General features: G+C 62.1%; 20 protein-coding genes. 9 read left to right on the forward strand and 11 right to left on the reverse strand.

Annotation, left to right across the window (positions count from 1 at the left end):
- Position 1 precedes the first annotated feature (1 nt).
- The 4 genes from C4J87_RS04670 to lpxC all read left to right on the forward strand — a co-directional run bounded on the left by C4J87_RS04670 (position 2) and on the right by lpxC (position 4,445).
- Positions 2-871, forward strand: coding sequence for a cell division protein FtsQ/DivIB (locus C4J87_RS04670; RefSeq protein ID WP_057724625.1), 870 nt, complete (start codon positions 2-4; stop codon positions 869-871).
- A 15-nt stretch (positions 872-886) separates the two neighbouring features.
- Entirely contained in the window at positions 887-2,149 is a 1,263-nt protein-coding gene (gene ftsA, locus C4J87_RS04675) for a cell division protein FtsA (protein ID WP_057724626.1), read from the forward strand.
- A 75-nt stretch (positions 2,150-2,224) separates the two neighbouring features.
- Positions 2,225-3,421, forward strand: coding sequence for a cell division protein FtsZ (ftsZ, locus tag C4J87_RS04680; protein ID WP_003216225.1), 1,197 nt, complete (start codon positions 2,225-2,227; stop codon positions 3,419-3,421).
- A gap of 112 nt (positions 3,422-3,533) precedes the next feature.
- Complete coding sequence (lpxC, locus tag C4J87_RS04685) at positions 3,534-4,445, forward strand: UDP-3-O-acyl-N-acetylglucosamine deacetylase (protein ID WP_003171886.1); 912 nt, start codon at positions 3,534-3,536, stop codon at positions 4,443-4,445.
- A gap of 50 nt (positions 4,446-4,495) precedes the next feature.
- On the opposite strand, the gene C4J87_RS04690 is transcribed toward lpxC, so the two are convergent.
- The 6 genes from C4J87_RS04690 to C4J87_RS04715 form a co-directional block, all read right to left on the reverse strand.
- Positions 4,496-5,980, reverse strand: coding sequence for a sensor domain-containing diguanylate cyclase (locus C4J87_RS04690; RefSeq protein ID WP_124365879.1), 1,485 nt, complete (start codon positions 5,978-5,980; stop codon positions 4,496-4,498).
- 188 nt (positions 5,981-6,168) lie between these two features.
- Entirely contained in the window at positions 6,169-7,491 is a 1,323-nt protein-coding gene (locus C4J87_RS04695) for an OprD family porin (RefSeq protein WP_124365880.1), read from the reverse strand.
- 384 nt (positions 7,492-7,875) lie between these two features.
- Positions 7,876-9,240, reverse strand: coding sequence for a heavy metal sensor histidine kinase (locus C4J87_RS04700; RefSeq protein WP_124365881.1), 1,365 nt, complete (start codon positions 9,238-9,240; stop codon positions 7,876-7,878).
- Positions 9,230-9,907: a heavy metal response regulator transcription factor gene (locus C4J87_RS04705; RefSeq protein WP_124361366.1), complete on the reverse strand. Its 678-nt coding sequence runs from the start codon at positions 9,905-9,907 to the stop codon at positions 9,230-9,232. The genes C4J87_RS04700 and C4J87_RS04705 overlap by 11 nt, the downstream gene beginning before the upstream one ends.
- 31 nt (positions 9,908-9,938) lie before the next feature.
- Entirely contained in the window at positions 9,939-13,034 is a 3,096-nt protein-coding gene (locus tag C4J87_RS04710) for a multidrug efflux RND transporter permease subunit (protein WP_124365882.1), read from the reverse strand.
- A complete protein-coding gene (locus C4J87_RS04715) occupies positions 13,031-14,197 on the reverse strand; it encodes an efflux RND transporter periplasmic adaptor subunit (RefSeq protein ID WP_124365883.1) in 1,167 nt (388 codons plus the stop codon). Before C4J87_RS04715 ends, C4J87_RS04710 begins: the two co-directional genes overlap by 4 nt.
- 213 nt (positions 14,198-14,410) lie before the next feature.
- Here C4J87_RS04715 and C4J87_RS04720 point away from each other — a divergent pair, with 213 nt between their 5' ends.
- Both C4J87_RS04720 and C4J87_RS04725 read left to right on the forward strand, forming a co-directional pair.
- A complete protein-coding gene (locus tag C4J87_RS04720) occupies positions 14,411-14,644 on the forward strand; it encodes a hypothetical protein (protein WP_124365884.1) in 234 nt (77 codons plus the stop codon).
- Between the two features lie 165 nt (positions 14,645-14,809).
- The gene (locus C4J87_RS04725) at positions 14,810-15,619 is read left to right on the forward strand and encodes a transporter substrate-binding domain-containing protein (RefSeq protein ID WP_124365885.1); all 810 of its coding nucleotides are present in this window, start codon (positions 14,810-14,812) and stop codon (positions 15,617-15,619) included.
- Here C4J87_RS04725 and C4J87_RS04730 read toward each other — a convergent pair.
- From C4J87_RS04730 to C4J87_RS04750, 5 genes are all read right to left on the reverse strand, one after another.
- On the reverse strand, positions 15,597-16,340 hold the full coding sequence (locus tag C4J87_RS04730; RefSeq protein ID WP_124365886.1) for a YkgJ family cysteine cluster protein: 744 nt from the start codon (positions 16,338-16,340) through the stop codon (positions 15,597-15,599). The genes C4J87_RS04725 and C4J87_RS04730 overlap by 23 nt on opposite strands.
- A 108-nt stretch (positions 16,341-16,448) precedes the next feature.
- Positions 16,449-16,931, reverse strand: a complete 483-nt coding sequence (locus C4J87_RS04735) for an N-acetyltransferase (protein WP_124365887.1) — start codon at positions 16,929-16,931, stop codon at positions 16,449-16,451.
- A 3-nt stretch (positions 16,932-16,934) separates the two neighbouring features.
- Positions 16,935-17,837 (reverse strand): chemotaxis protein CheV, encoded by a 903-nt coding sequence (locus C4J87_RS04740; protein ID WP_124365888.1) that lies wholly within the window; start codon positions 17,835-17,837, stop codon positions 16,935-16,937.
- 194 nt (positions 17,838-18,031) lie between these two features.
- The gene (locus tag C4J87_RS04745; RefSeq protein WP_124365889.1) at positions 18,032-19,006 is read right to left on the reverse strand and encodes a D-glycerate dehydrogenase; all 975 of its coding nucleotides are present in this window, start codon (positions 19,004-19,006) and stop codon (positions 18,032-18,034) included.
- 121 nt (positions 19,007-19,127) lie between these two features.
- The gene (locus tag C4J87_RS04750; protein WP_124361375.1) at positions 19,128-20,096 is read right to left on the reverse strand and encodes a LysR family transcriptional regulator; all 969 of its coding nucleotides are present in this window, start codon (positions 20,094-20,096) and stop codon (positions 19,128-19,130) included.
- 182 nt (positions 20,097-20,278) lie between these two features.
- Between C4J87_RS04750 and C4J87_RS04755 the strand changes: the two genes are divergently transcribed.
- The 3 genes from C4J87_RS04755 to C4J87_RS04765 are packed head-to-tail and all read left to right on the forward strand — an operon-like array spanning position 20,279 to position 24,180.
- Positions 20,279-21,790, forward strand: coding sequence for an efflux transporter outer membrane subunit (locus C4J87_RS04755; protein ID WP_124365890.1), 1,512 nt, complete (start codon positions 20,279-20,281; stop codon positions 21,788-21,790).
- Between the two features lie 10 nt (positions 21,791-21,800).
- Positions 21,801-23,990 (forward strand): FUSC family protein, encoded by a 2,190-nt coding sequence (locus C4J87_RS04760; RefSeq protein ID WP_124365891.1) that lies wholly within the window; start codon positions 21,801-21,803, stop codon positions 23,988-23,990.
- Positions 23,980-24,180 (forward strand): DUF1656 domain-containing protein, encoded by a 201-nt coding sequence (locus C4J87_RS04765; RefSeq protein ID WP_124361378.1) that lies wholly within the window; start codon positions 23,980-23,982, stop codon positions 24,178-24,180. Before C4J87_RS04760 ends, C4J87_RS04765 begins: the two co-directional genes overlap by 11 nt.

Here is a 24,180-nt window from a genome sequence, read left to right on the forward strand (position 1 = left end):
CATGAAAGGCGCATCGCTTCGTCATCAGCCCCCACAAGCACCGAGCCGCAAGCCGGTGCCACGGGGTGCCAGCCGCATGGTGGCCAAAGAGCCGATGTCGGCGCGCCTGCCCAAAGCCAACTTTGGTTTCATCAAGGCGCTGTTCTGGCCGGTGTTGCTGGTGGTACTGGGCTTTGGCACCTACGAAGGGGCGCAGCGCCTGTTGCCGTATGCCGATCGGCCGATCACCAAGATCAGCGTGCAGGGCGACTTGAGCTACATCAGCCAGCAAGCGGTACAGCAGCGCATCAGCCCGTTCCTGGCGGCGAGCTTCTTTACCATTGACCTGGCCGGCATGCGCGCGGAGCTGGAACAGATGCCGTGGATCGCCCATGCCGAAGTCCGCCGCGTATGGCCGGACCAGGTAACGATCCGCCTGGAAGAACAGCTGCCCGTGGCCCGTTGGGGCGATGGTGCGCTGTTGAACAACCAGGGGCAGGCATTTGCGCCGCGTGAAGTGGCGAACTATGAGCACCTGCCGCAGCTGTTCGGGCCGCAGCGGGCGCAACAGCAAGTGATGCAGCAGTACCAGGCCTTGAGCCAGATGCTGCGGCCACTGGGCTTCTCCATCGCACGCCTGGAATTGCGTGAGCGGGGCAGCTGGTTTCTGACGACCGGGGCAGGCAGTTCCGGCCCGGGCATCGAGTTGTTGCTGGGACGCGACCGCTTGGTGGAAAAGATGCGCCGCTTTATTGCCATCTATGAAAAAACCTTGAAAGAACAGATTACGAACATTGCGAGCGTCGACCTGCGTTACGCCAACGGCCTGGCCGTCGGTTGGCGTGTACCGGTAGCGCCCACGGCAGCACAACCCGCTGTCGCGAAGAATTAAGAAGAGGCAGGACCCATGGCAAACGTGCAAAGCGGCAAAATGATCGTCGGTCTCGATATCGGCACCTCCAAGGTGGTGGCGCTGGTGGGCGAGGTCGGTGAAGACGGCACGATCGAAATCGTCGGTATTGGCACGCATCCGTCCCGGGGCCTGAAGAAGGGCGTGGTGGTGAACATCGAGTCCACCGTGCAATCGATCCAGCGCGCCATCGAAGAAGCGCAGCTGATGGCCGGTTGCCGGATCCACTCGGCGTTCGTCGGCGTGGCCGGCAACCATATCCGCAGCCTGAACTCCCACGGCATCGTGGCGATCCGCGACCGTGAAGTCAGTGCGGCCGACCTTGAGCGCGTCCTCGACGCCGCCCAGGCCGTGGCGATCCCGGCTGACCAGCGCGTGTTGCACACCTTGCCCCAGGACTACGTGATCGATAACCAGGAGGGCGTTCGCGAGCCACTGGGCATGTCGGGCGTGCGTCTGGAAGCCAAGGTCCACGTAGTGACCTGCGCCGTCAACGCCGCGCAGAACATTGAAAAATGCGTGCGTCGCTGCGGCCTCGAAATCGACGACATCATTCTTGAGCAGTTGGCTTCGGCCTACTCGGTGCTGACCGACGACGAAAAAGAACTGGGCGTGTGCCTGGTGGACATCGGCGGCGGCACCACCGATATCGCGATCTTCACCGAGGGTGCGATCCGTCACACCGCCGTGATCCCGATTGCCGGCGACCAGGTCACCAACGACATCGCCATGGCGTTGCGTACACCGACCCAGTACGCCGAAGAAATCAAGATCCGCTACGCCTGCGCCTTGGCCAAGCTGGCCGGTGCCGGTGAAACCATCAAGGTGCCAAGCGTCGGCGACCGTCCACCGCGCGAGCTGTCGCGCCAGGCCCTGGCCGAAGTGGTCGAGCCGCGCTACGACGAGCTGTTCACCCTGATCCAGGCCGAACTGCGCCGCAGCGGCTACGAAGATCTGATCCCGGCCGGCATCGTGCTGACCGGTGGCACCTCGAAAATGGAAGGCGCGGTCGAACTGGCCGAAGAGATCTTCCACATGCCGGTGCGCCTGGGCGTGCCCCATGGCGTCAAAGGCCTCGGCGACGTGGTGCGCAACCCGATTTATTCCACCGGTGTGGGCTTGCTGTTGTACGGGCTGCAAAAGCAGACCGATGGCATTTCCCTGTCGGGCCCGAGCATCCGTGACAGCTACCGCAGCGATGACGAAGCGAAAGCGCCGTTGTTCGAGCGGCTGCAGGCTTGGGTAAAAGGCAATTTCTGAAGATTTACCGCGACACCGCAACACCCGTAATAAGCAGTAGGCGAAAAAACTAGAGAAAATGAAAGGAGAGGGAACATGTTTGAACTCGTAGACAACATCCCCGCTAGCCCGGTTATCAAAGTAATCGGTGTCGGCGGTGGCGGCGGCAACGCTGTCAACCATATGGTCAAGAGCAACATTGAAGGCGTTGAATTCATCTGCGCCAACACTGATGCCCAGGCGCTGAAAAGCATCGGCGCGCGGACCATCCTGCAATTGGGCACAGCCGTGACCAAGGGCCTCGGCGCTGGCGCCAATCCGGAAGTCGGCCGTCAAGCCGCCTTGGAAGATCGCGAGCGTATTGCCGAAGTGCTGCAAGGCACCAACATGGTGTTCATCACCACCGGCATGGGCGGCGGTACCGGTACCGGTGCAGCGCCGATCATTGCCGAAGTGGCCAAGGAAATGGGGATTCTGACCGTCGCTGTTGTGACGCGTCCGTTCCCGTTCGAAGGCCGCAAGCGCATGCAGATCGCCGACGAAGGCATCCGTCTGCTGTCTGAAAGCGTCGACTCGTTGATCACCATTCCCAACGAGAAGCTGCTGACCATCCTGGGCAAGGACGCCAGCCTGCTGTCCGCGTTCGCCAAGGCTGACGATGTACTGGCCGGTGCCGTTCGCGGTATCTCCGACATCATCAAGCGTCCCGGCATGATCAACGTCGACTTTGCCGACGTGCGTACCGTGATGAGCGAAATGGGCATGGCGATGATGGGTACCGGCTGCGCCAGCGGTCCGAACCGTGCGCGCGAAGCTACCGAAGCAGCCATCCGCAACCCGCTGCTGGAAGACGTGAACCTGCAAGGTGCGCGCGGCATCCTGGTGAATATCACCGCAGGTCCTGACCTGTCCCTGGGTGAGTACTCCGACGTGGGTAGCATCATCGAAGCCTTCGCATCCGAGCACGCCATGGTCAAGGTCGGCACCGTTATCGACCCGGACATGCGCGACGAACTGCACGTGACCGTGGTTGCGACCGGCCTGGGTGCAAAAATCGAGAAGCCTGTAAAGGTCATCGACAATACCGTCCATACCAGCCACGCCAGCCAGCAAGCGGCCGCTCCAGCGCCTTCGCGCCAGGAACTGCCGTCGGTGAATTACCGTGACCTGGACCGTCCGACCGTGATGCGCAACCAGGCTCAGGCCGGTGCTGCGGCGTCCCGTAGCCCGAATCCGCAAGACGATCTGGACTACCTGGACATTCCGGCATTCCTGCGTCGTCAGGCCGATTAATGGAATGTATCAGGGCTATGAAGGTGATTGGTGTTCAGCAAAGGTCTGGTCTGCTATTATCGCCAGCCTTTGTTGATACCAGTTCGCAATTTGCGCTGAAGCGGTCCAAGCCATGATTAAACAACGCACCCTGAAGAATATTATTCGTGCCACAGGTGTAGGTCTGCACTCCGGGGAAAAGGTATACCTGACCCTCAAGCCTGCACCTGTCGACACCGGCATCGTGTTTGTGCGTGCCGACCTGGACCCTGTGGTGCAGATACCTGCTCGCGCGGAAAACGTTGGCGAAACCACTATGTCGACCACATTGGTCAACGGTGACGTCAAAGTGGACACGGTGGAGCACTTGCTCTCGGCCATGGCCGGTTTGGGCATCGATAACGCCTACGTCGAGCTCTCCGCGTCCGAAGTCCCGATCATGGATGGCAGCGCTGGACCCTTCGTATTCCTGATTCAATCTGCCGGCCTGGAAGAACAGGACGCAGCCAAGAAGTTCATTCGCATTCTGCGGGAAGTGACAGTAGAAGACGGCGACAAGCGCGCCACCTTCGTCCCGTTCGAAGGCTTTAAAGTGAGCTTTGAGATCGATTTCGATCACCCGGTATTCCGTGACCGCACCCAAAGTGCAAGCGTGGATTTTTCCAGCACTTCGTTCGTAAAAGAAGTCAGCCGCGCCCGTACCTTTGGTTTCATGAGTGACATCGAGTACCTGCGCAAGCACAACCTCGCACTCGGCGGCAGCGTTGAAAACGCCATTGTGGTCGACGCGGATGGTGTACTGAACGAAGACGGCCTTCGCTATGAAGACGAATTTGTGAAGCACAAGATCCTCGATGCAATCGGTGACCTCTACCTGCTGGGCAATAGCCTGATAGGCGAGTTCAAAGGCTTCAAGTCGGGCCACGCCCTTAACAACCAGCTGCTGCGCAAGTTGATTGAGCAGACAGACGCTTGGGAAGTCGTGACCTTCGAAGATGCCAGCACCGCACCGATCTCTTACATGCGTCCCGTTGCGGCGGTGTAAGTAACAACTCTCTTCTTTAGTTTTAAAGGCTGCCTTCGGGTGGCCTTTTTTTATGTCCCGGCGATCGTCCGATTGCGGCCACTGTGCTTGGCCTTATACAACGCCTGGTCGGCCTTGAGCAGCAAGTCTTCAAGGGACAGACCGCTGCGCTTCTCCCAGGTGCTCATGCCGATGCTCACGGTGATCGGCTGCTCGTCCCATGCCGGCCGTGGCAAGTGCTCAACACCATTGCGGATATGCTCGGCGATCACCCAAGCGCCCTTGGCGTCGGTATCGGGCAGCACCACCGCGAATTCTTCACCGCCGTAACGTGCGGCAAGGTCGGCCGGGCGGCGGATATTGCTGTCGATCACCTGCGCCACCGTGCGCAGTGCGTCGTCCCCGCCCTGGTGGCCATGGCGATCGTTGAAGGCCTTGAAGTGGTCCACGTCGATCATCAGCACCGTCAACGGCTCGGTTGAACGTTGCGCGCGATCCCATTCCAGGCGCAGGCGTTCGTCGAGAGTGCGGCGGTTGGCCAGGCCAGTGAGGGCATCGGTACCTGCCAGTTCTGACAGCACCTGCTCGGCCCGGTGACGCCGTCGCAGCTCCATGCACAGCGCCCAGGTCAGCCACAACAGGCCAATGCACAGCACCCCCGTGGCGAGACTGACCAGCCACGCCGCCCGTCGCCATGGCGCGAACACTTCGTCGCTGGCCAACGCCACCGCGACGATCAGTGGCAAATCGCCCACGTTCGAGAAACTGTAGAGCCGAGGCTGCTGGTCGAGGCTGGAGACGCTGTGGAAAGTGCCGTCTCGCTCGCGCAGCATGCGCGCCACATTGGGCCGCTGGCTCAGGTCCTTGTTGATGATATCCGCTTCCAGCAACGGTTCTTGCGCCAGCAGGATGCCCTGGTGGTTGAGCAGGTTGATGGTGCTGTTGCTGCCGATATTCAGGCTGCTGAACAGTTGGTGGAAGTACGACAGACGCATGGAGGCGACAGCCACACCCAGGAAGCGCCCGTCCGACGACGAAACGCGGCGGCTGAATGCAATGCGCCACGGGTCCTCGCATTCGCAGCGGGCCCTGAACGGGCGACTGATATACAGCCCGATGTCGGGATTGGTGCGATGAATCTGGAAATAGTCGCGGTCGGCGAAGTTGCCGGCCTTGGGCGTGAGCAGGGACGAGTCGGCAATCACCTCGCCGCCCGGGCCCAGCAACAGGATGTCGCCTTTGTACGGCGCTGTGGCGGAGCGGTCGAACAGCACCAGGTGCCGAATGCTCGCGGACACGCCCTGCAGGTCAGTGCGCTCGGTCGCGGCGATCAGGCCTTTGAGAGCCATGTCATAGAGCTCGACGTTGCGTAGCACATCGGCATCGATCAACTGGGTAATGGTAGTGGCGGTGCGCTTGGCGGTCTGCAAGGTGTTGGCATGTTCGCGATTCAACAGTGCGGTGACGATTCCCACGATCAGCAACACCGTGAGGGTGCTGCTCAGGATCAGCAGGCGTTCCGGGCGGCGGGTAGGGCGGGCAAGGCTTGAACTCATCGGGCGTACTTCTGCTCTGAGGATGCCTTTAGCGTAGTAGCAACTCTGGAGGATGGCGCAGAAGCAAAATGTTGGAGGGGGGCTTGCTCCCGATGGCGGCGAATCAGTCAAAGTATTATTGACTGACACTCCGCCATCGGGAGCAAGCCCCCTCCCACATTGGGTCTTCACTGTTATTCAGATTGGGGTCAGAACACGTTGATTGGGTAGTCCACGATCACGCGGTACTCATCCACATCCCGATCCACCGCCGCGTAGCCATTGCCGCCACGGTTGGTCGCCCATTGCAGGCGTACCGCCAGGTTCTTGGCCTTGCCGCCCTGCACCACGTATTTCAGGTCGATATCGCGCTCCCAGTGCTTGGCGTTCTTGCCGTCGGCGCTGTACCAGCTGCTGTAGCCCCGGCTGTTCGGGTCGACCGTGGTCAGGTCGGTCTTGCCGCTGATATACGACACGGCGGACGTCAGGCCAGGCAAGCCGAGACCGGCGAAGTCATAGGCATACTTGAGCCTCCACGAACGCTCGTTGGGGCCGTTGAAGTCCGAGTATTGCTGGGAGTTGTCCAGGTACACGCTGTCACCCTGGGTAATGTAGTCGAACGGCGTGTTGCCGTTGACCCGCTGGTAGGCGGCGGTGACGCTGTGGTTGCCCACGCCCAGGGTCATATGCAAGCTGTAGGTGTTGTTGTCGATAGCGCCCAGCAGTGCCTGGCCGGTGTCCTGGGTGTGGTAGTAATGCAGGCCGGGGGTCAGGCTGACCAGGTCGTTCAGTGCATAGGTGTATTCGAGGTCGTAGTAGTACTGGTGCCATACGTCCTTGAGTTCGGCGGCGTACAGGCTGCTGGTCAACCCGGGGATGCCGCTGAACGCTACACCGGCCCAGTTCAGGTGCTGGGCGTCGGCGTTCGCCGGCAATGCGCCGTAGCTGGTGCCGATGCGCCGGTGGCCGCTCTGGTTGTAGAGCTTGGTGAAGCTGGCCTGGCCGCCTTCGAACATCCAACCGTCAAGGCTATGGTTGGCCAGGCTCACGCCGCGAAACGTCTGCGGCAGCATGCGCGTCATGCCGCCGGCGATCACCGGGTTGTTGAGGAACAGGTCGCCGGCCTTCAGTTCGGTATCGAACGCGCGCAGTTTCAAGGTGCCGCCAGCGGTGGAGAACGTGCCGGGCGCCTTGCCGTTGCCGCTGCCGTACGGAAGGATGCTGGAACCGTCGGTGCCACCGCCGCCGTCGAGCTTGAGGCCGAGCATGGCGTTGAGGTCCAGGCCGACGCCTACGGTGCCTTGGGTGTAGCCGGAGGTGAAGGTACCGATAAAGCCCTGGCCCCACTCCTTGCTGTCATCGGTATGCAGGTCGCGACGGTCGCGATTCATGTAGTAGTTGCGGGTGTCGATCGTGAGGTGCGAACCCTCGACCAAACCCTCGTTGGGCGTGGCGTCTGCCCCGTGGGCAAGGGGAGTGATCGTTGCTGCGATGGCGAGGAATAACGGGGTAAATGTCAGCGTGTTCTTCACCGGTGGAGCTCCTTTGGTCAATCATGAACGGCCAGTGTCGTGGGGTGTGCCTGGCCTTTTTTACGGCAAAAAAAAGCCGCTGAAGTCAGCGGCTTTAAGACAGATTCCCAGTATAGAGCCCTGGAAATAAGTCGAGGGAAATTCGGGTGAGGGTTCGGCTGTCTTTACCGTCGCGCTCATCGATGCGTCAAAGTAACGCAGGCGAGCGGTGCGATACAGAGTGTAACAAGATAATGACTGTTGCCCAAATCGTAACAGTTGGCTGCCGGTGGTACCCAGTGTGGGAGGGGGCTTGCTCCCGATAGCGGTGGGTCAGCCGGCACATTTGTAGCTGACCCGCCGCCATCGGGAGCGAGCCCCCTCCCACATTTTGATCGCGGCGTGTTAGACGGGCAGGGTGATGCCGAAGGTATTTTCGCCGCCTTCGCTGCGCACAAACACATCCCCTCCATGCATCAACGCAATCGCCTTGACGATAGCCAGCCCCAACCCGTGATTGGCCCCGCTGTTGCTGCGCGACGCATCCACCCGATAGAAACGTTCGAACAGTCGAGGCAGGTGCTCGCTGGCAATCACCTCGCCTGGGTTGGTCACGCCGATCGTTACCTGATGCTCCAGCACATCGATGTTCACGTCGATGACCTGCCCAGGCGCGGTGTGCTGCACCGCATTGCTCAACAGGTTGATCAGTGCGCGGCGCAGGTGGGCTTTTTCGATATGCACCTGGGCGTCGCCCTGTACCCGCACCTGAACCTGGGCATCTTCGAAGATGAAGTCCAAGTAGTCGAGGGTGGTGGCGACTTCATCGGCCAGGGAGCTTTCAATCAGCTTGGTGGCCTTGCTGCCCTGGTCGGCACTGGCGAGGAACAGCATGTCGTTGATAATCGAGCGCAGCCGTTCCAGCTCTTCCAGGTTCGATTGCAGCACCTCGAAATAATGCTCGGCCGAACGCCCGCGGGTCAGCGCGACCTGGGTCTGGCCGATCAGGTTGGTCAGCGGCGAGCGCAGTTCATGGGCCACGTCGGCATTGAAGGATTCGAGGCGCGAGTAAGCGAGTTCGACGCGGTCGAGGGTGGCGTTGAACGAGTTGACGAACTGACTCAGTTCCGGCGGCAGCGGTGACAGTTGCAGGCGCCCGGAGAGTTTGGGCGGCGCGAGTTTCTGTGCTTCGTCCGAGAGTTTTTCCAGTGGCTTGAGGCCGATGCGCGACACCCAGAAGCCCAGCAACGAGGCCATCACCACGCCGACCAGCGCCAGGCTGATCAGCGCTACCAGCAGATGATGCTGGGTGGCGCGGAAATTCTCGGTGTCGATGGCGATCATGAAGCGCAGCGGTGGGCGTTGATCCTTGGCGGCGAACTGGCTCACCAGCACCTTGAACGGGTAATCGTGGCCGGGCAGGTGCAGGTCGCGTTTACCGGTCGGGCCCTGGGCAAAGGCGCGAATCTGCGCATCCGGTTCACCGTATTCGTAACTTGGGTCGCTGCTGACCACCCAGAAGCGAATGCGCTTGTCTTCCTCCCCCAGCAGCTTGAGCTTGGCCTTGATCTTGACCCAATGCTCCGGCGTGCCGAAGCGGTTCACCGAGGATTCGAGCACGCTGTAGCGCGCATCCAGCTCGGCCCCCGGCAACAACCCCAGGCCGCGATCCACTTGCTGGTACAGCGCGCCGCCGATCAGCACGAAGATCAGCAGCGCCACCAGGGTGAACATCCCGCTCAGGCGCAGGGCGATGGAGTTAGTCGGCACTGCGGTTCTCCAGCACGTAGCCCATGCCACGAATGGTGTGCAGCAGCTTGTGCTCGAACGGCCCATCGAGTTTGGCGCGCAGGCGCTTGATCGCCACTTCGACCACGTTGGCGTCGCTGTCGAAATTGATGTCCCAGACCATCTCGGCAATCGCCGTCTTGGACAGGATTTCGCCCTGGCGCCGCGCCAATACGCTGAGCAACGAGAACTCCTTGGCGGTCAGGTCCAGGCGCACACCGTTGCGACTGGCCTTGCGGCTGATCAGGTCGATCCACAGGTCGGCAACCGTCACCTGCACCGGCTCATGGCCGCCACTACGGCGGGTCAACGCCTGCAGGCGCGCCACCAGTTCCAGGAAGGAAAACGGCTTGCCCAGGTAGTCGTCGGCGCCTTCGCGCAGGCCACGGATGCGGTCTTCCACGCGCTCGCGGGCGGTGAGCATGATCACCGGTGTCTGTTTGCGTGCGCGTAAAGCACGCAATACGCCAAACCCGTCGAGCGCCGGCAGCATCACGTCGAGCACGATCACCGCGTAGTCGTTCTCCAGCGCCAGGTGCAACCCCTCGACGCCTTCGCGCGCCACATCGACGGTGTAACCTTGCTCCGTCAGGCCGCGGTGCAGGTAGTCCGCGGTTTTTTCTTCATCTTCAATAATCAGGACGCGCATCAGCCTTTTGTTCCAGGGCGGGGCCTTGGCCTCAGTGTGTGGTCGCCAGCTCGATCGCTGGTTTGGGCCTGTGGAAAAGTCGTTCAAGGTACAAGTATATGACCGGCGTGGTGAACAGCGTCAGCGCCTGGCTCACCAGCAAGCCGCCGACCACGGCGATGCCCAATGGCTGGCGCAATTCCGCGCCAGGGCCTGAGCCGAGCATCAACGGCACCGCGCCAAGCAGGGCGGCGAGGGTGGTCATGATGATCGGCCGGAACCGCGTGACGCAGGCTTCGTAGATCGCTTCCTCAGGTGCCAGGCCGCGTACACGCTGGGCCTCCAGGGCGAAGTCGATCATCAGGATGCCATTTTTCTTGACGATGCCAATCAGCAGCACCAGGCCGATCAAGGCCATGATCGAAAAGTCCTGGCCCAGCAGCCACAGCATGACCAACGCGCCCAGGCCCGCCGAGGGCAAGGTGGAAATGATCGTCAGCGGGTGCACGAAACTCTCGTACAGCACGCCCAGGATAATGTAGACCGCGACCAGTGCCGCGAGGATCAGCCACGGCTGGCTGGCCAGCGAGCTCTGGAAGGCCTGGGCCGCGCCCTGGAAGTTACCGATGATCGTACTGGGCATGCCGATGTCATTCTTGGCCTGGTTGAGCATGATCACCGCATCCCCCAGCGCCACGCCGGGGGCCAGGTTGAACGACAGGTTGGCGGCCGGGAACATGCCGTCGTGGCTGATGGACAACGGCCCCACGCTCGGTGGGTCGACCCTGGCCAGCGCCGACAGTGGCACCATCTCGTTGGTCAGCGGCGAGCGCAGGTAAAAATAGTTCAGGCTCTCGGCCTTGCCGCGCTGTTGGCGGTCCAGTTCCAGCACCACCTGGTACTGGTTGATCTCGGTCTGGTATTCGTTGATCTGGCGCTGGCCGAACGCGTCGTACAGCGCCTGGTCGACGTCGGTGGCGGTCAGGCCAAAACGCGCCGCGGCCTGGCGGTCGATGGTGATGTGGGTGATGCTGCCGCCCAATTGCAGGTCGTTGGACAGGTCCCGAAAGGCCGGGTTGCTGCGCAGTTTTTCGGTGAGGCGCTGGGTCCAGGTGTTCAGGGTCGAGCCGTCGTTGCTCTTGAGTACGTATTGGTACTGGGCGCGGCTGGGGCCGGAGCTCAAGTTGATATCCTGGCCGGCGCGCAGGTACAAGACGATGCCCGGCACCTTCGCCAGTTGCGGGCGGATGCGGTCGATGAACTGGCTGGCCGACACATCGCGATCACCCCGGTCTTTCAAGGCGATCCAGAAGCGCCCGTTGGCGATGGTCTGGTTGCTGCCGGTCACACCCACCGAGTGGGAGAAAGCTTGCACCGCCGGGTCGGCCTTGACGATGTCGGCCAGTGCCTTGTGCTTGGCGACCATGTCCGGGAACGACACATCGGCTGCCGCCTCGCTGGTGCCCAGCACGAAACCGGTGTCCTGCACCGGGAAAAAGCCCTTGGGGATAAACACATAGCCGACCACGGCCAGGGCCAGGGTCACCACGAAGATCGCCGCCATGCTGCGTTGATGGGCCAGGGCACGCCGCAGGTTGCGCGCATAGCCGGCCAGCAGGCGCTCGCTGAAGGTGGGTTTGGCATGGGCGTGATGGGTTGGCGCACGCATGAACAGTGCGGCGAGGGTGGGCGCCAGGGTCAGCGAAACCACCACCGAAATCAGGATGGTCGAGGTGGCCGTCAGCGCAAATTCCTTGAACAGTCGCCCGACCACGCCGCCCATGAACAGCAGTGGAATAAACGCCGCCACCAGCGAGAAGCTGATGGACACCACGGTAAAGCCGATTTCGCCGGAGCCTTTGATCGCGGCTTCGCGCTTGCCCAGGCCGGCCTCCAGGTGACGGTGGATGTTCTCCACCACCACAATCGCATCGTCCACCACAAAGCCCACGGCAATCACGATGGCGACCAGGGTCAGGTTGTTCAAGCTGAAGCCCATCACATACATCAGCGCGAAACTGGCCACCAGCGACACACCGAGCACGGCAGACACAATCAACGTCGCCGACAGCTGGCGCAGGAACAGCGCCATCACCGCCACCACCAGCAGGATGGCGATCAGCAGGGTCATTTCCACTTCATGCAACGAGGCGCGGATAGTTTTGGTGCGGTCGGTCAGTACGCTGACCTGCACCGAGGCCGGCAGCATGGCTTCCAGGCGCGGCAGTGCTTGCTGGATGCGGTCGACCGTGTCGACGATATTCGCCCCCGGCTGGCGCGAAATCACCAGGTTGACCCCCGGCGTATCGCCGGACCAGGCCTGCACGTAGGCGTTTTCCGAACCGTTGACGACTTTGGCGATATCCCGCAGTTGCACGGGTGCGCCGTTCTTGTAGGACACAATCAACTGGCCGTATTCGTCGGGGTGAAACAGTTGATCGTTGGTCGACAGGGTCGACACGCTGTTGGCCCCATAGATCGCGCCTTTGGCCAGGTTCAGGCTGGACTGCTGGATGGCCAGGCGGATGTCCGCGAGCGTCAAGCCGACCGCCGCGAGCTTGTCGGGGGATGCCTGCACGCGAATCGCCGGGCGCTGCTGGCCAGTGATATTGATCTGGCCGACACCGTCGATCTGGCTGATCTGACGCGCCAGCAGGGTTTCCACGTAGTCGCTCAGTTCGGTGCTCGGCATGCTCGCGGAGCTGACGCTGAGGATCAGTACCGGGCTGTCGGCCGGGTTGACCTTCTTCCAGGTCGGCAGGCTCGGCATATCGCTGGGCAGCTTGCCGGAGGCGGTATTGATCGCGGCCTGCACTTCCTGGGCGGCGGTGTCGATGCTTTTGTCCAGAGTGAATTGCAGGGTCAAGAGGCTTGAGCCCAAGGCGCTGCTGGAGGTCATCTGGGTCATACCGGGGATGGCGCTGAATTGCACCTCGAGCGGCGTCGCCACCGATGAGGCCATGGTGTCCGGGCTGGCGCCGGGCAATTGCGCGGTGACCTGGATCGTCGGAAATTCCGCTTCCGGCAGTGGCGCAACGGCCAGCCGCGGGAAGGCAATGATCCCCAGCAGCACCAAGGCAAATGTCAGCAGCAGGGTGGCGACCGGGTGATCGACGCACCAGGCCGAAGGCGAGCGGCTGCCGCTCATGGCTGCACCTTGGCGTCGACGGTCTGGATCACCTGCGGCGGTTCCTTGAGCACTTGCACCTGAGCGCCGGCCTTGAGCCGCGACTGGCCATCGCTGACCAGTACGTCCCCGGCCTGCACGCCCTTGATGATGTTCAGCTCGCTGTTCTGGTAGGTGACTTGCACGGGCACCACTTCCACCTGCTCACCGTTGAGCCGGTACACGAAATGTGAGTCCAGGCCACGCTGCACCACCGTCGGCGGCACCACCAGGGCGTTCTTGTCGAGGGCGGTCTGGATCTTGATGGTCACCAGTTGCCCCGGCCACAGCTTCTGCGCGCTGTTCGGGAACTCGGCCTTGGCGCGCAGGGTGCCGGTGGTGGAACTGATCTGGTTGTCGATCAGGCTCAAGCGGCCTTCCCCCAGCAGGTCGCCGGTCTGGCCGTCGGTATCGGCCCCCAGGTAGGCATCGACGCTGGCTTTTTGCGGGGCGGCGATCAGGCCTTGCAAGGTCGGCAACATCTGCTGCGGCAGGGAGAACTCAACCGCGATCGGATCGATCTGGGTGACTGAGAACAACCCTTGGGTATCGCTCATGCGCAGGAAGTTGCCTTCATCCACCGTGCGAATGCCAACGCGACCACTGACGGGGGAACGAATCTGGGTGTAGGAAAGTTGTACTTGAGCCGAATCAATCGCCGCCTGGTTGCCCTGCACGGTGGCCTTGAGCTGGTTCACCAGGGCGTGTTGCTGGTCGTAGGTCTGCTTCGACACGCCGTCGTCGATACTCAATTCCTTGTAGCGCTTGAGGTTGACCTGCGCCACTTGCAGTTGCGCCTGGCTTTCCCCCAACTGCGCCTTGGCCTGGTCGAGGCTGGCGCGGATCGAGCGGTCATCGATGGTCGCCAGCAGGTCGCCGGCCTTTACCTGTTGGCCTTCCTTGACCAGCAAGCGGGTGAGAATGCCATCGATCTGCGGGCGGATCACCACGCTGTGCAACGACAACACCGTGCCAATGCCGCTGACGAACCGCGGGACATCCTCTTGCGCCACGCTCACCACGCGCACGGGAATGGCGCTGGGTGCCGCCAGCCGGGCCTTGGCGGGCCGAGTCAAGGTCCAGGCTGCCAGCGCCAGGACCAGAAGGGCGCCCACCAGTAGGGCCGTGTTTCGTTTTGTGGGCATAGAGGTGGCGCCAGGCGAAGGATCGGAAACGTGGAATGACCGTTATAGCCTTTTGATCGGGTCAGCAGAGTGACGGCTATCTGACAGTGCTGTCAGTTAAGCGGCGACCATTCGTACGACGACGCTTAAAGATCCGGGGCGCGCAGGTATACTGCGCGCCACTGTGGCCCGCTTGCCGGGCCCGCTTCATCTTTTGCGCACCTCGGAGCACCCATGACTTCCCCGATCCAACCCCCCGTTGAAGCGGTCGACCTCGTCGATTCGGTCGATGCCGACGGCGTTGAAAAAGCCGAAATCCCGGCGTTCAAGTTCCCTTTCAACCCGGGTGAACTGGCCGGGGCCAAGCAGGCCGCCCAGCCCTGGTACAAAGGTGGCGCGAAGAATGGCCATACCAAAACGCCGGGCATGGCGCCGTCGGGTACGCGTCGTTCGATGGGTAAACGTTGAGAGTAATGCGCATATTCGCCGTATAGGCAGTTGCCTACAGCTCGCGTCGATATTTCTTATTGTAGGTCCGCGACCGTTTCTTGAAAGCTTGCGCAGCATCGCCTTGCCCTGATCATTTGTATCGGGACATGGCGACGCAGCTCTCTCCGGAAAAGGACGTTTCCCGTGGCTTTGATACATCTCTGTGTGGCGCTTGCCCTCCTGTTATCGGTGGAGGCCGTGGCCGCCGCCGAGCCGCCGCGACGCGAAATCCGCTTCGCTGTCGCGGCGCATTTTCCCCCCTTTCAAAGCCGTAATCCGCAAGGGCAATTGGTGGGGCTCAATATCGAATTGGGTAACGCCCTGTGCGTGCAGCTCAATGTGCATTGCACGTGGGTCGACCAGATCGTCATGGAAAACTTCCCCGCCCTCGATGCCCGGCAATTCGACGCGATCATGGGGATGGCACCGACCTTGAGTCGACAGCAGAGAGTCAATTTCAGCGATGATCTCTACCCGATCACTACCTGGCTGGTGGCCCGCAGAAACTCAGGCTTGAGCCCGCACAAGCGGTTACTCAAGGGCAAGCGGGTCGGGGTGTTGGTCAGGAGCAATCGCGAAGCCTTTGCCCGGTCGCAGTGGGCGCCGGCTGGCGTGATCATCGAGAGCTACTGGCTCAATGACCAACTGGTGCGCGGCCTGGTTGCGGGCGAGATCGATGCGACGCTGCAGGGCGCCGTGGAAATCCGAGAGGCCTTGCTCGACACGCCTGAAGGCATGGATTTCGATTTCATGGGCCCGCCGGTATCGTCTGACCTGTTGGGCAACAGTGTCGCGATTGCACTGCGCAAAACCGATACCGTGTTGCGTACCGAACTCAATCATGCCCTTGAGCAACTCAAGCAGAACGGCGAGTACCAGCGCATCCTCCAGCCCTACCGCCTCGACACCGCCCCCGTGAACCCGTCGAGCCTCAAGCCGCCCGCAACGGGATAAACGCGTAATTGGCCGGCACTTCGGTAGCAATCTGCGCCCCGGCATCCAGCAGTTGTTCGGCAATATCCATCCCGGAGACGTGAAACACCCACTCGTTGGCCGTGATCGGCTGGTCAGTTGCCAACGCAATGGCTTGGGCAAAGGCATTCATATCCGGCAAATACGCCGTGAACCCGTCGCCCTTGAGTGCGGTGGTACGAATCCCCAGCAAGGCACACACGGCCTCCTTGGTTTGCACATCGTCACGGTCGGCCTGGCGTGAACGGCGGATCAGTTCAGCCAGTTCAGCATCCATCAATGCCCCGCCCACGATCAACGCCGGCCCCTGTTCCCAGGATTCCGGCGGGCAATCCTTGGCGCTCGGGTTCAGCGGGATGTGCGGATTGATTTCCATCGGATAGATCCGGCACACCAGCGGACGTCGTTCATAGATGCCGCAGCGATTGTCTTCGTCAAGATTCCGACAGCGCCCGGCGTTGTAGGCCGCAAAGGTGATCGCCACGAATGCCTGGGTATTGCCGCTGGGCACCACCACTGAACGGCGTTCGGCATGTTCACGCTGCTGCTGGGGCAAACCCAGGCCGCTGGCGAGAAAACCTTCTACCAGAACAATGACATTGCCACCGTCCGCCGCCCACTGCCGGGCTTCGTCGAGGGTCAGGGGTACGTGGTGATCGGAGCAGCATTTGCCACAACCTACGCAGGAAAAGTGAGTATTCATGGCGGATCTGTCACCAGGCAAGGTCAGAGGGCAAGCTTGGGCAGTGACGGGTTTTTACCTCTATCCACCGCTTGGGCTCTCTGGAAGCAAGTTATGCGCCAGTGAACGTCAGTCCTCAGGAACCACGTCGCGCAGGACGAACCGCATGCCTGCACTTTCATACAGCTGCCGCGCGCGCAGATTGCTCTCCAGCACCTTGAGGTCCACATAGGGTTCGCCGCGCTGCTTGAAAACGTGGAAGGCATGCAGCAGCAACGCTCGGCCAAGCCCCTGGCCCTGGGCGCAGGGGTGTATCGAGAGGTTCTTGATAAAGGCACTGGTCCAGCATTGCGCCACGCCGAGAATGCCCTCGGCGTTACTGGCTACCAGGCACAACGAGGGGTCGAACTCGGCATCGGCAACGAATTGCCGGCGCCATTGCTCAAGGCCCGCGACACGGCCACCGCCCTGGTCCTGGGTCATGCGCAGTACCGCGTGAATCGCCGGGGCCAGTTCATCGCGATAGTGATCCAGCTGGGTGTTGGCCGGCCACTGCGGCGCCGGCAGGCTGCCGGTCAGGTCGCGTCGCAGCAGCTGGAAATACTCAGCCAAGGCTTACAAACCCTTTTGCGCCACGGTTTGCGCAGCCACCACCAGGCACTTGGTCAGCTCGGGGGAGGAAAACTTGGTCAGCACTGCATCGGCGCCGGCCAGGCGGGCTTTTTCACTGTTCATCGCGCTGTCCAGGGAGGTGTGCAACAGCACGTAGAGCTGCTGGAAGTCCGGAGTTTCGCGCAGCGTGCGGGTGAGGGCATAACCGTCCATCTCGGACATTTCGATGTCCGACACCACCACATTGATTTGCTCGCCCGTGCCTTGCAGCTCCAGCAGCACGTCGATGGCCTCCTTGGCGCTGCGCGCGGTGTGACACGTCAGCCCGAGGTTGCGCAGCGTATGCACCGATTGCTGCAGCGCCACTTGGCTGTCATCCACCACCAGGATGCGTGCATGGCCGAGGACTTCGGCTTCTTCCATGGTCAGGTCGGTCGGCGCGACTTCTATCGGTGCCGGGGCGATGCCATGGATGACTTTCTCGATATCCAGCACCTGCACCAGGCCGCCTTCCACCTGGGTCACCCCGGTGATAAATGCGCGATTACCGCCGGAGCCATAGGGCGGTGGGCGGATATCGGTGGTCAGGCAATGCACGATCTTGCTCACCGCCTGCACATGCAAGCCCTGCTTGGAACGGCTGACATCGGTGACGATCAGGCAGCCGCCGTTCGGGTCCTGCAACGGCATCTCGCCCAGGGCGCGGCTCAAGTCGATCACCGCCAACGAGTTACCGCGCAACGTGGCAATGCCTTTGACGTGAGGGTGCGACTCCGGCAGTTTGGTCAGCGGAGGGCAGGGGATGATTTCGCTGACTTTCAGCAGGTTGATCGCCATCAGCTTGCCGCTGCGCAAGGTAAAGAGCAGAAGCGAAAGTGAGTCTGCGCGGGCTTTGGTGGTGGACATAAAAACCTTCTGTGGATCAGGGGTGGCGATCTATGGAAGGTTATCGACCCTCTCACGAAAAACTAAAGGTGTGACTTGTGGCGAGGGAGCTTGCTCCCGCTGGGCTGCGAAGCGGCCCCAAAAAGCCTGGGAGCGCTACGCACTCCAGCGCGAGCAAGCTCGCCACAACAAGCGCGTTCCAACAGGGCGGGGTGTCAGCCTTTCCAAACCTGTGGATTCACCAGGTCCTGCGGGCGTTGGCCGAGCAGGGCGCTGCGCAGGTTGTCGAGCGCGCGGTTGGCCATGGCTTCGCGGGTTTCATGGGTCGCCGAACCGATATGCGGCAGCGTCACCGCATTGCTCAACTGGAACAGGGGCGACTCGGCCAGCGGTTCCTTTTCATACACATCCAGCCCGGCGCCACGAATGCGCTGGGTCTGCAGGGCCTGGATCAGCGCGGGCTCGTCCACTACCGGGCCACGGGAGATGTTGATCAGGATCGCACTGGACTTCATCAGTGCCAGCTCCCGGCTGCTGATCAGGTGACGGGTCTTGTCGCTTAGCGGCACCACCAGGCAAACGAAATCCGCTTCGGCCAGCAACTGGTCCAGGCTGCGAAACTGTGCGCCCAGCTCTTGTTCCAGTGCGCTCTTGCGGCTGTTGCCGCTGTACAGGATCGGCATATTGAAGCCCAGGCGCCCACGCCGGGCCACGGCCGCGCCGATATTGCCCATGCCGACGATGCCCAGGGTCTTGCCGTGCACATCGCAGCCAAACAACGGGGCGCCAACGCTGGCTTTCCACTGGCCGGCCTTGGTCCAGGCGTCCAGTTCGGCCACGCGGCGTGCGCTGCTCATCAACAGGGCGAAGGCCAGGTCGGCGGTGCTTTCGGTGAGCACATCGGGGGTATTGGTGAGCATGATCCCGCGCTCGTTGAAGTAGGCGACATCGTAGTTGTCGTAGCCCACCGACACACTGGACACCACCTCCAGCTGACGCGCGCCTTCAAGCTGTTCGCGGCCCAGCTTGCGGCCCACGCCGATCAGACCGTGGGCGTGGGGCAGGGCTTCGTTGAATTGGGCGTTGATGTCCCCCAGCTTGGGGTTGGGCGCAATCACCTCGAAATCCTGTTGCAGGCGTTCGATCATTTGCGGGGTGACACGGCTGAAGGCAAGGACAGTCTTTTTCATTGCAGGCGGGCTCATCGACTACGGAAGAATGCCAAGCAACCTAACATATTGTCAGGACCCCGTTGAACCCATGTGGGAGGGCAAGCCCCCTCCCACAAGGTTCTTTATCGTCTGCCAGCAATCAGTTCGCCAAACGCGCACCGCTCAGGGTGCCGCTCAACTCGTATGCCACCAATTCCGCTTGATGAGCCGCGAGAATCTCCGGCAGCGAACCGCGCAAGTATTCCACCCAGGTCTTGATCTTCGCATCCAGGTATTGGCGCGACGGGTAGATGGCGTACAGGTTCAGCTCCTGGGAACGGTAGTTGGGCATTACCCGCACCAGCGTGCCGTTACGCAAACCTTCTATCGCGGCATACACCGGCAGCAGGCCGACGCCCATGCCGCTGGTGATCGCGGTTTTCATCGCGTCGGCCGAATTGACCAAAAACGGCGAGCTGTTCACCGCAACGCTTTCCTGGCCTTCGGGCCCGTTGAAGGTCCATTTATCCAGCTGGATCACCGGGCTGACCAGGCGCAGGCAGGCGTGATTGAGCAAATCCTGGGGCCTTTGTGCGCAACCCTTGGCCTTGACGTATTCCGGCGAGGCGCAGGCGATGCTGTAGGTGATGCCCAGGCGCTGCGAGACGAAACCGGAATCGGGCAGTTCGCTGGCCAGCACGATGGACACGTCATAGCCCTCATCGAGCAGGTCCGGCACGCGGTTGGCGAGCGTCAGGTCGAAGGTCACGTCGGGGTGGGTGCGGCGGTAGCGGGCAATCGCGTCGATCACGAAGTGCTGGCCGATACCGGTCATGGTGTGCACTTTCAATTGCCCGGCGGGACGCGCATGGGCGTCGCTGGCTTCCGCCTCGGCTTCCTCGACGTAGGCGAGGATCTGCTCGCAGCGCAGTAAATAGCGCTTACCGGCCTCGGTCAGCGCGATGCGGCGAGTGGTGCGGTTGAGCAAGCGGGTTTGCAGGTGGGCCTCAAGGTTCGAGACCGCGCGCGAGACGTTGGCGGTGGTGGTGTCCAGCTGCGCGGCGGCGGCGGTGAAGCTGCCGGCCTCTGCAACGCAACTGAACGCGCGCATGTTTTGCAAAGTGTCCATGGGGTGTTCTCAAGGGAGATGGCAAATTGTGACAGAAAGTTGCGCCGTCCAGTGATCCCTACCAACGGATTATCGCCTTAACGGTAACAAAGATTCACAGGAATGACAGCTTATCGGCGCCCATCGCGGGCCCTAGAATTGCGCCACCTCTCCCCGTAACACCCTCTCAGGAATTCGTCAGCGTGCCGCGTCGCATCAGCAGAGAGCTGAAGACTCTCAGTGTTTGGGCCTTTACGCTCGCCATCAGCGGCTGTATCGGAACCGCAGGAATCGGCCCCCAGGGCCAATCCTTGAATGCCAACGAGCTGGCCACGGACGAAGCGATCCAGAACGCCGCCAGCGACGCCCACTGGCCCACCGCCCGATGGTGGCAGGCCTACGGCGATCCGCAACTGAACCGCTGGGTGGAACTTGCCACGCAAAACAGTCCGAGTATGGCCATGGCCGCCGCACGGGTGCGTGAAGCGCGCGCCATGGCCGGGGTGGCGGAGTCTGCCGAGTCCGTGCAGATCGACAGCGACACCACCCTCAAACGCCACAACTGGCCGAAGGATCAATTCTACGGCCCCGGCGAATTGAGCGGTGCGAACACCTGGGATAACAATGCATCCCTGGGCTTGAGTTACGCACTCGACCTGTGGGGCCGCGAAAGCAACGCCACCGAGCGTGCCGTCGACCTGGCTCATATGAGCGCAGCCCAAGCGCGCCAGGCCCAGCTCGAGCTGCAGAACAACGTGGTGCGCGCCTACATCCAGTTGTCGTTGCATTACGCCGATCGCGACATTGTCGCTGCCACCTTGGCCCAGCAACAGCAGATGCTGGATCTGGCCAACAAGCGCCTGGACGCCGGGATCGGCACGCACTTCGACGTCAGCCAGGCACAGACCCCGCTGCCGGAAACCCACCGTCAGTTGGACGCCCTCGATGAGGAAATCGCCCTGAGCCGCAACCAGCTGGCGGCGCTGGCCGGCAAAGGTCCGGGCGAGGGCGCGCAATTGCAACGCCCCAGCCTGTCGCTCGCCGCTGCGCTGAAATTACCCTCGAATTTGCCTGCGCAATTGCTCGGCCAGCGTCCGGATGTGGTCGCCAGTCGCTGGCAGGTGGCGGCGCAGGCGCGTGGCATCGACGTCGCCCATGCAGGCTTCTACCCCAACGTCGATCTGGTCGGCAGCCTCGGTTTCATGGCCACCGGTGGCGGCATGCTGGAGTTCCTTGCGGGCAGCAAATTCAATTACAACGTCGGCCCGGCTATTACCCTGCCGATCTTTGACGGTGGGCGTCTGCGTGCGCAACTGGGGCAAGCCAGCGCCGGTTATGACATCGCCGTGGCGCATTACAACCAGACTCTGGTCAATGCGCTCAAGGGCATCAGTGACCAACTGATCCGCCGCGAGTCCATGGACAAACAGGCGGCGTTTGCCGCGCAATCGGTGGCGTCGGCGCAGAAAACCTACGACATCGCGATCATCGCCTATCAGCGCGGCCTCACCGACTACCTCAATGTGCTGAACGCCCAGACCCTGCTGTTTCGCCAGCAGCAGATAGCGCAACACGTACAGGCCGCACGCCTGAATGCTCACGCCGAACTGGTGACTGCCTTGGGCGGTGGCCTCGGTGCCGACGACGATGTACCACGCAACGACAAGACCCTCCCCGGCAAGCCCCCCGCGGCGCTGGCCGTGTTCGATCACTGAGTAGATGGCCATGATTTCTTTGCCTGCACCCCTGCGCTGGCTGCACGCCCTTGAGTGGCGCCGTGGTTTTTTCGACTGGGCGCGCAGCGATGGCGTGACCTGGGTGTATATCTTCAAGGTGCTGCTCGCTGCGTTCCTCACGCTGTGGCTAGCGATGCGCCTGGAACTGCCGCAGCCGCGCACCGCGATGATCACCGTATTTATCGTGATGCAACCGCAGAGCGGCCAGGTATTCGCCAAGAGTTTTTACCGCTTTCTCGGCACCTTGGCCGGTTCGGCGGTGATGGTGTTGCTGATCGCCTTGTTTGCGCAGAACACCGAACTATTCCTCGGCGCCCTGGCCATCTGGGTGGGTATCTGCACCGCCGGTGCGACGCGTAACCGTAACTTTCGCGCCTACGGGTTTGTGCTCGCCGGCTACACGGCGGCGATGGTCGGCTTGCCGGCGCTGGCCCACCCGGACGGCGCCTTTATGGCGGCGGTGTGGCGCGTGCTGGAGATTTCCCTGGGGATTCTCTGCTCGACGCTGGTCAGCGCCGCGATACTGCCGCAGACCTCCAGCGCCGCGATGCGCAATGCGCTGTATCAACGCTTTGGGGTGTTCGCGCTGTTCGTCACCGACGGTCTGCGCGGTCGCAGTCAGCGTGAAGGCTTTGAAAGCACCAACGTGCGCTTTATCGCCGAGGCAGTGGGCTTGGAAGGTTTGCGCAGCGTCACCGTGTTCGAAGACCCGCACATGCGCCGGCGCAACGGCCGGCTCAATCGCCTCAACAGCGAGTTCATGAGCATCACCACGCGCTTCAACGCCTTGCACCAGTTGCTGGCGCGGTTGCGCGCCGACGCAGCCGATCACGTGGTCGCGGCGATCAAGCCCGGCCTGCAGGACCTGGCCGAAGTGCTCGACGGGTTTTCCGGCCAGGCGCTGACCAGCCCCGACGCGGCACGGTTGGTCAACTTGCTCAGTGCCTATAAGGACAGCTTGCCCGCCAAGGTGCGCAGCCTGCGCGCCGGCTTCCAGCAAAGCGCCCCCACCGAAGCCGAACAACTGGATTTTCATACCGCCTACGAGCTGCTGTACCGCTTCGTCGACGACCTGCACAACTATGCGCAAACCCATGCGTCCCTGGCCGATCACCGCCACGCGCGGGAAGACTGGGACCAGGCCTACACGCCGAAAACCAACTGGCTGGCCTGCGCCGCCGCCGGGATACGCGCCTCGTTCATCCTGGTCGTGCTCGGCAGTTATTGGGTAGCCACGGCCTGGCCCAGCGGCGCCACCATGACCTTGATCGCGGCCGCCACCGTCGGCCTGTCCGCCGCCACGCCCAACCCCAAGCGCATGGCCTTCCAGATGGCCTGCGGCACCTTGATCGGTGCGCTGGTGGGCTTCGTCGAAATGTTCTTCGTGTTTCCCTTGATCGATGGCTTCGCGCTGCTGTGCGTGATGCTGGCGCCGGTGATCATTTTCGGCGCCTTTCTCGCCTCACGCCCGCAGTACGCCGGGGTCGGCGTGGGCTTGCTGATCTTCTTCAGCACCGGCTCGGTGCCGGATAACCTGACGCTCTACAACCCTTACAGCTTTATCAACGACTACATCGCCATGGTCATCGGCATGCTGGTGTGCGCGGCGGCCGGGGCAATCATCCTGCCGCCCAATAGCCGCTGGCTGTGGCGTCGCCTCGAGCAAGACCTGCGCGAGCAAGTGGTGTACGCGATCAGCGGCAAGCTCAAGGGCCTGGCGTCGAGTTTCGAAAGCCGCACCCGTGACCTGCTGCACCAGGCCTATGGCCTCGCCGCCGGCCAGCCGCAGGTGCAGCGCGCTCTGCTGCGTTGGATGTTCGTGGTGCTGGAGGTCGGCCACGCGATCATCGAATTGCGCAAGGAACAGGCGATCCTGCCGGTGCACCCGGCGTACGCCGAATCCCAGCCCTGGCGCCAGGCAATCCGCGTGATGGGGCGCTCGCTGGTGCGGCTGTTCCTGCAGCCCAGCGCCAGCAACCTGGAGCGCGGGCTGATCGCCGTCGACCATGCGATCAGCCGCGTGCAGGCCACCGACGAACCCTTCGCGCCGCACTTCGACACCTCGGCCCTGCGCCGTGTGAAAAGCTACCTGCACTTTATCCGCACCTCGTTGCTCGACCCGCAATCGCCGTTGGCGGCCCTAAAAGGCACCACGCAAGGAGCCATGAATGCCCCGTGAAATCGCCTTCCACGGCCTCTATATGCCGAGCATGACCCTGATGTTCCTGATCGCGGCTGTGCTGGCCTGGGCCCTGGACCGTTTCCTGGCCGGGTTCGACCTGTACCGGTTTTTCTGGCACCCGGCGTTGCTGCGCCTGAGCCTGTTCGTTTGCCTGTTCGGCGCCCTGGCGCTGAGCGTCTACCGTTGA

Origin of the sequence: Pseudomonas sp. R1-43-08, assembly GCF_003852255.1 — a bacterium.
Lineage (GTDB): Bacteria > Pseudomonadota > Gammaproteobacteria > Pseudomonadales > Pseudomonadaceae > Aquipseudomonas.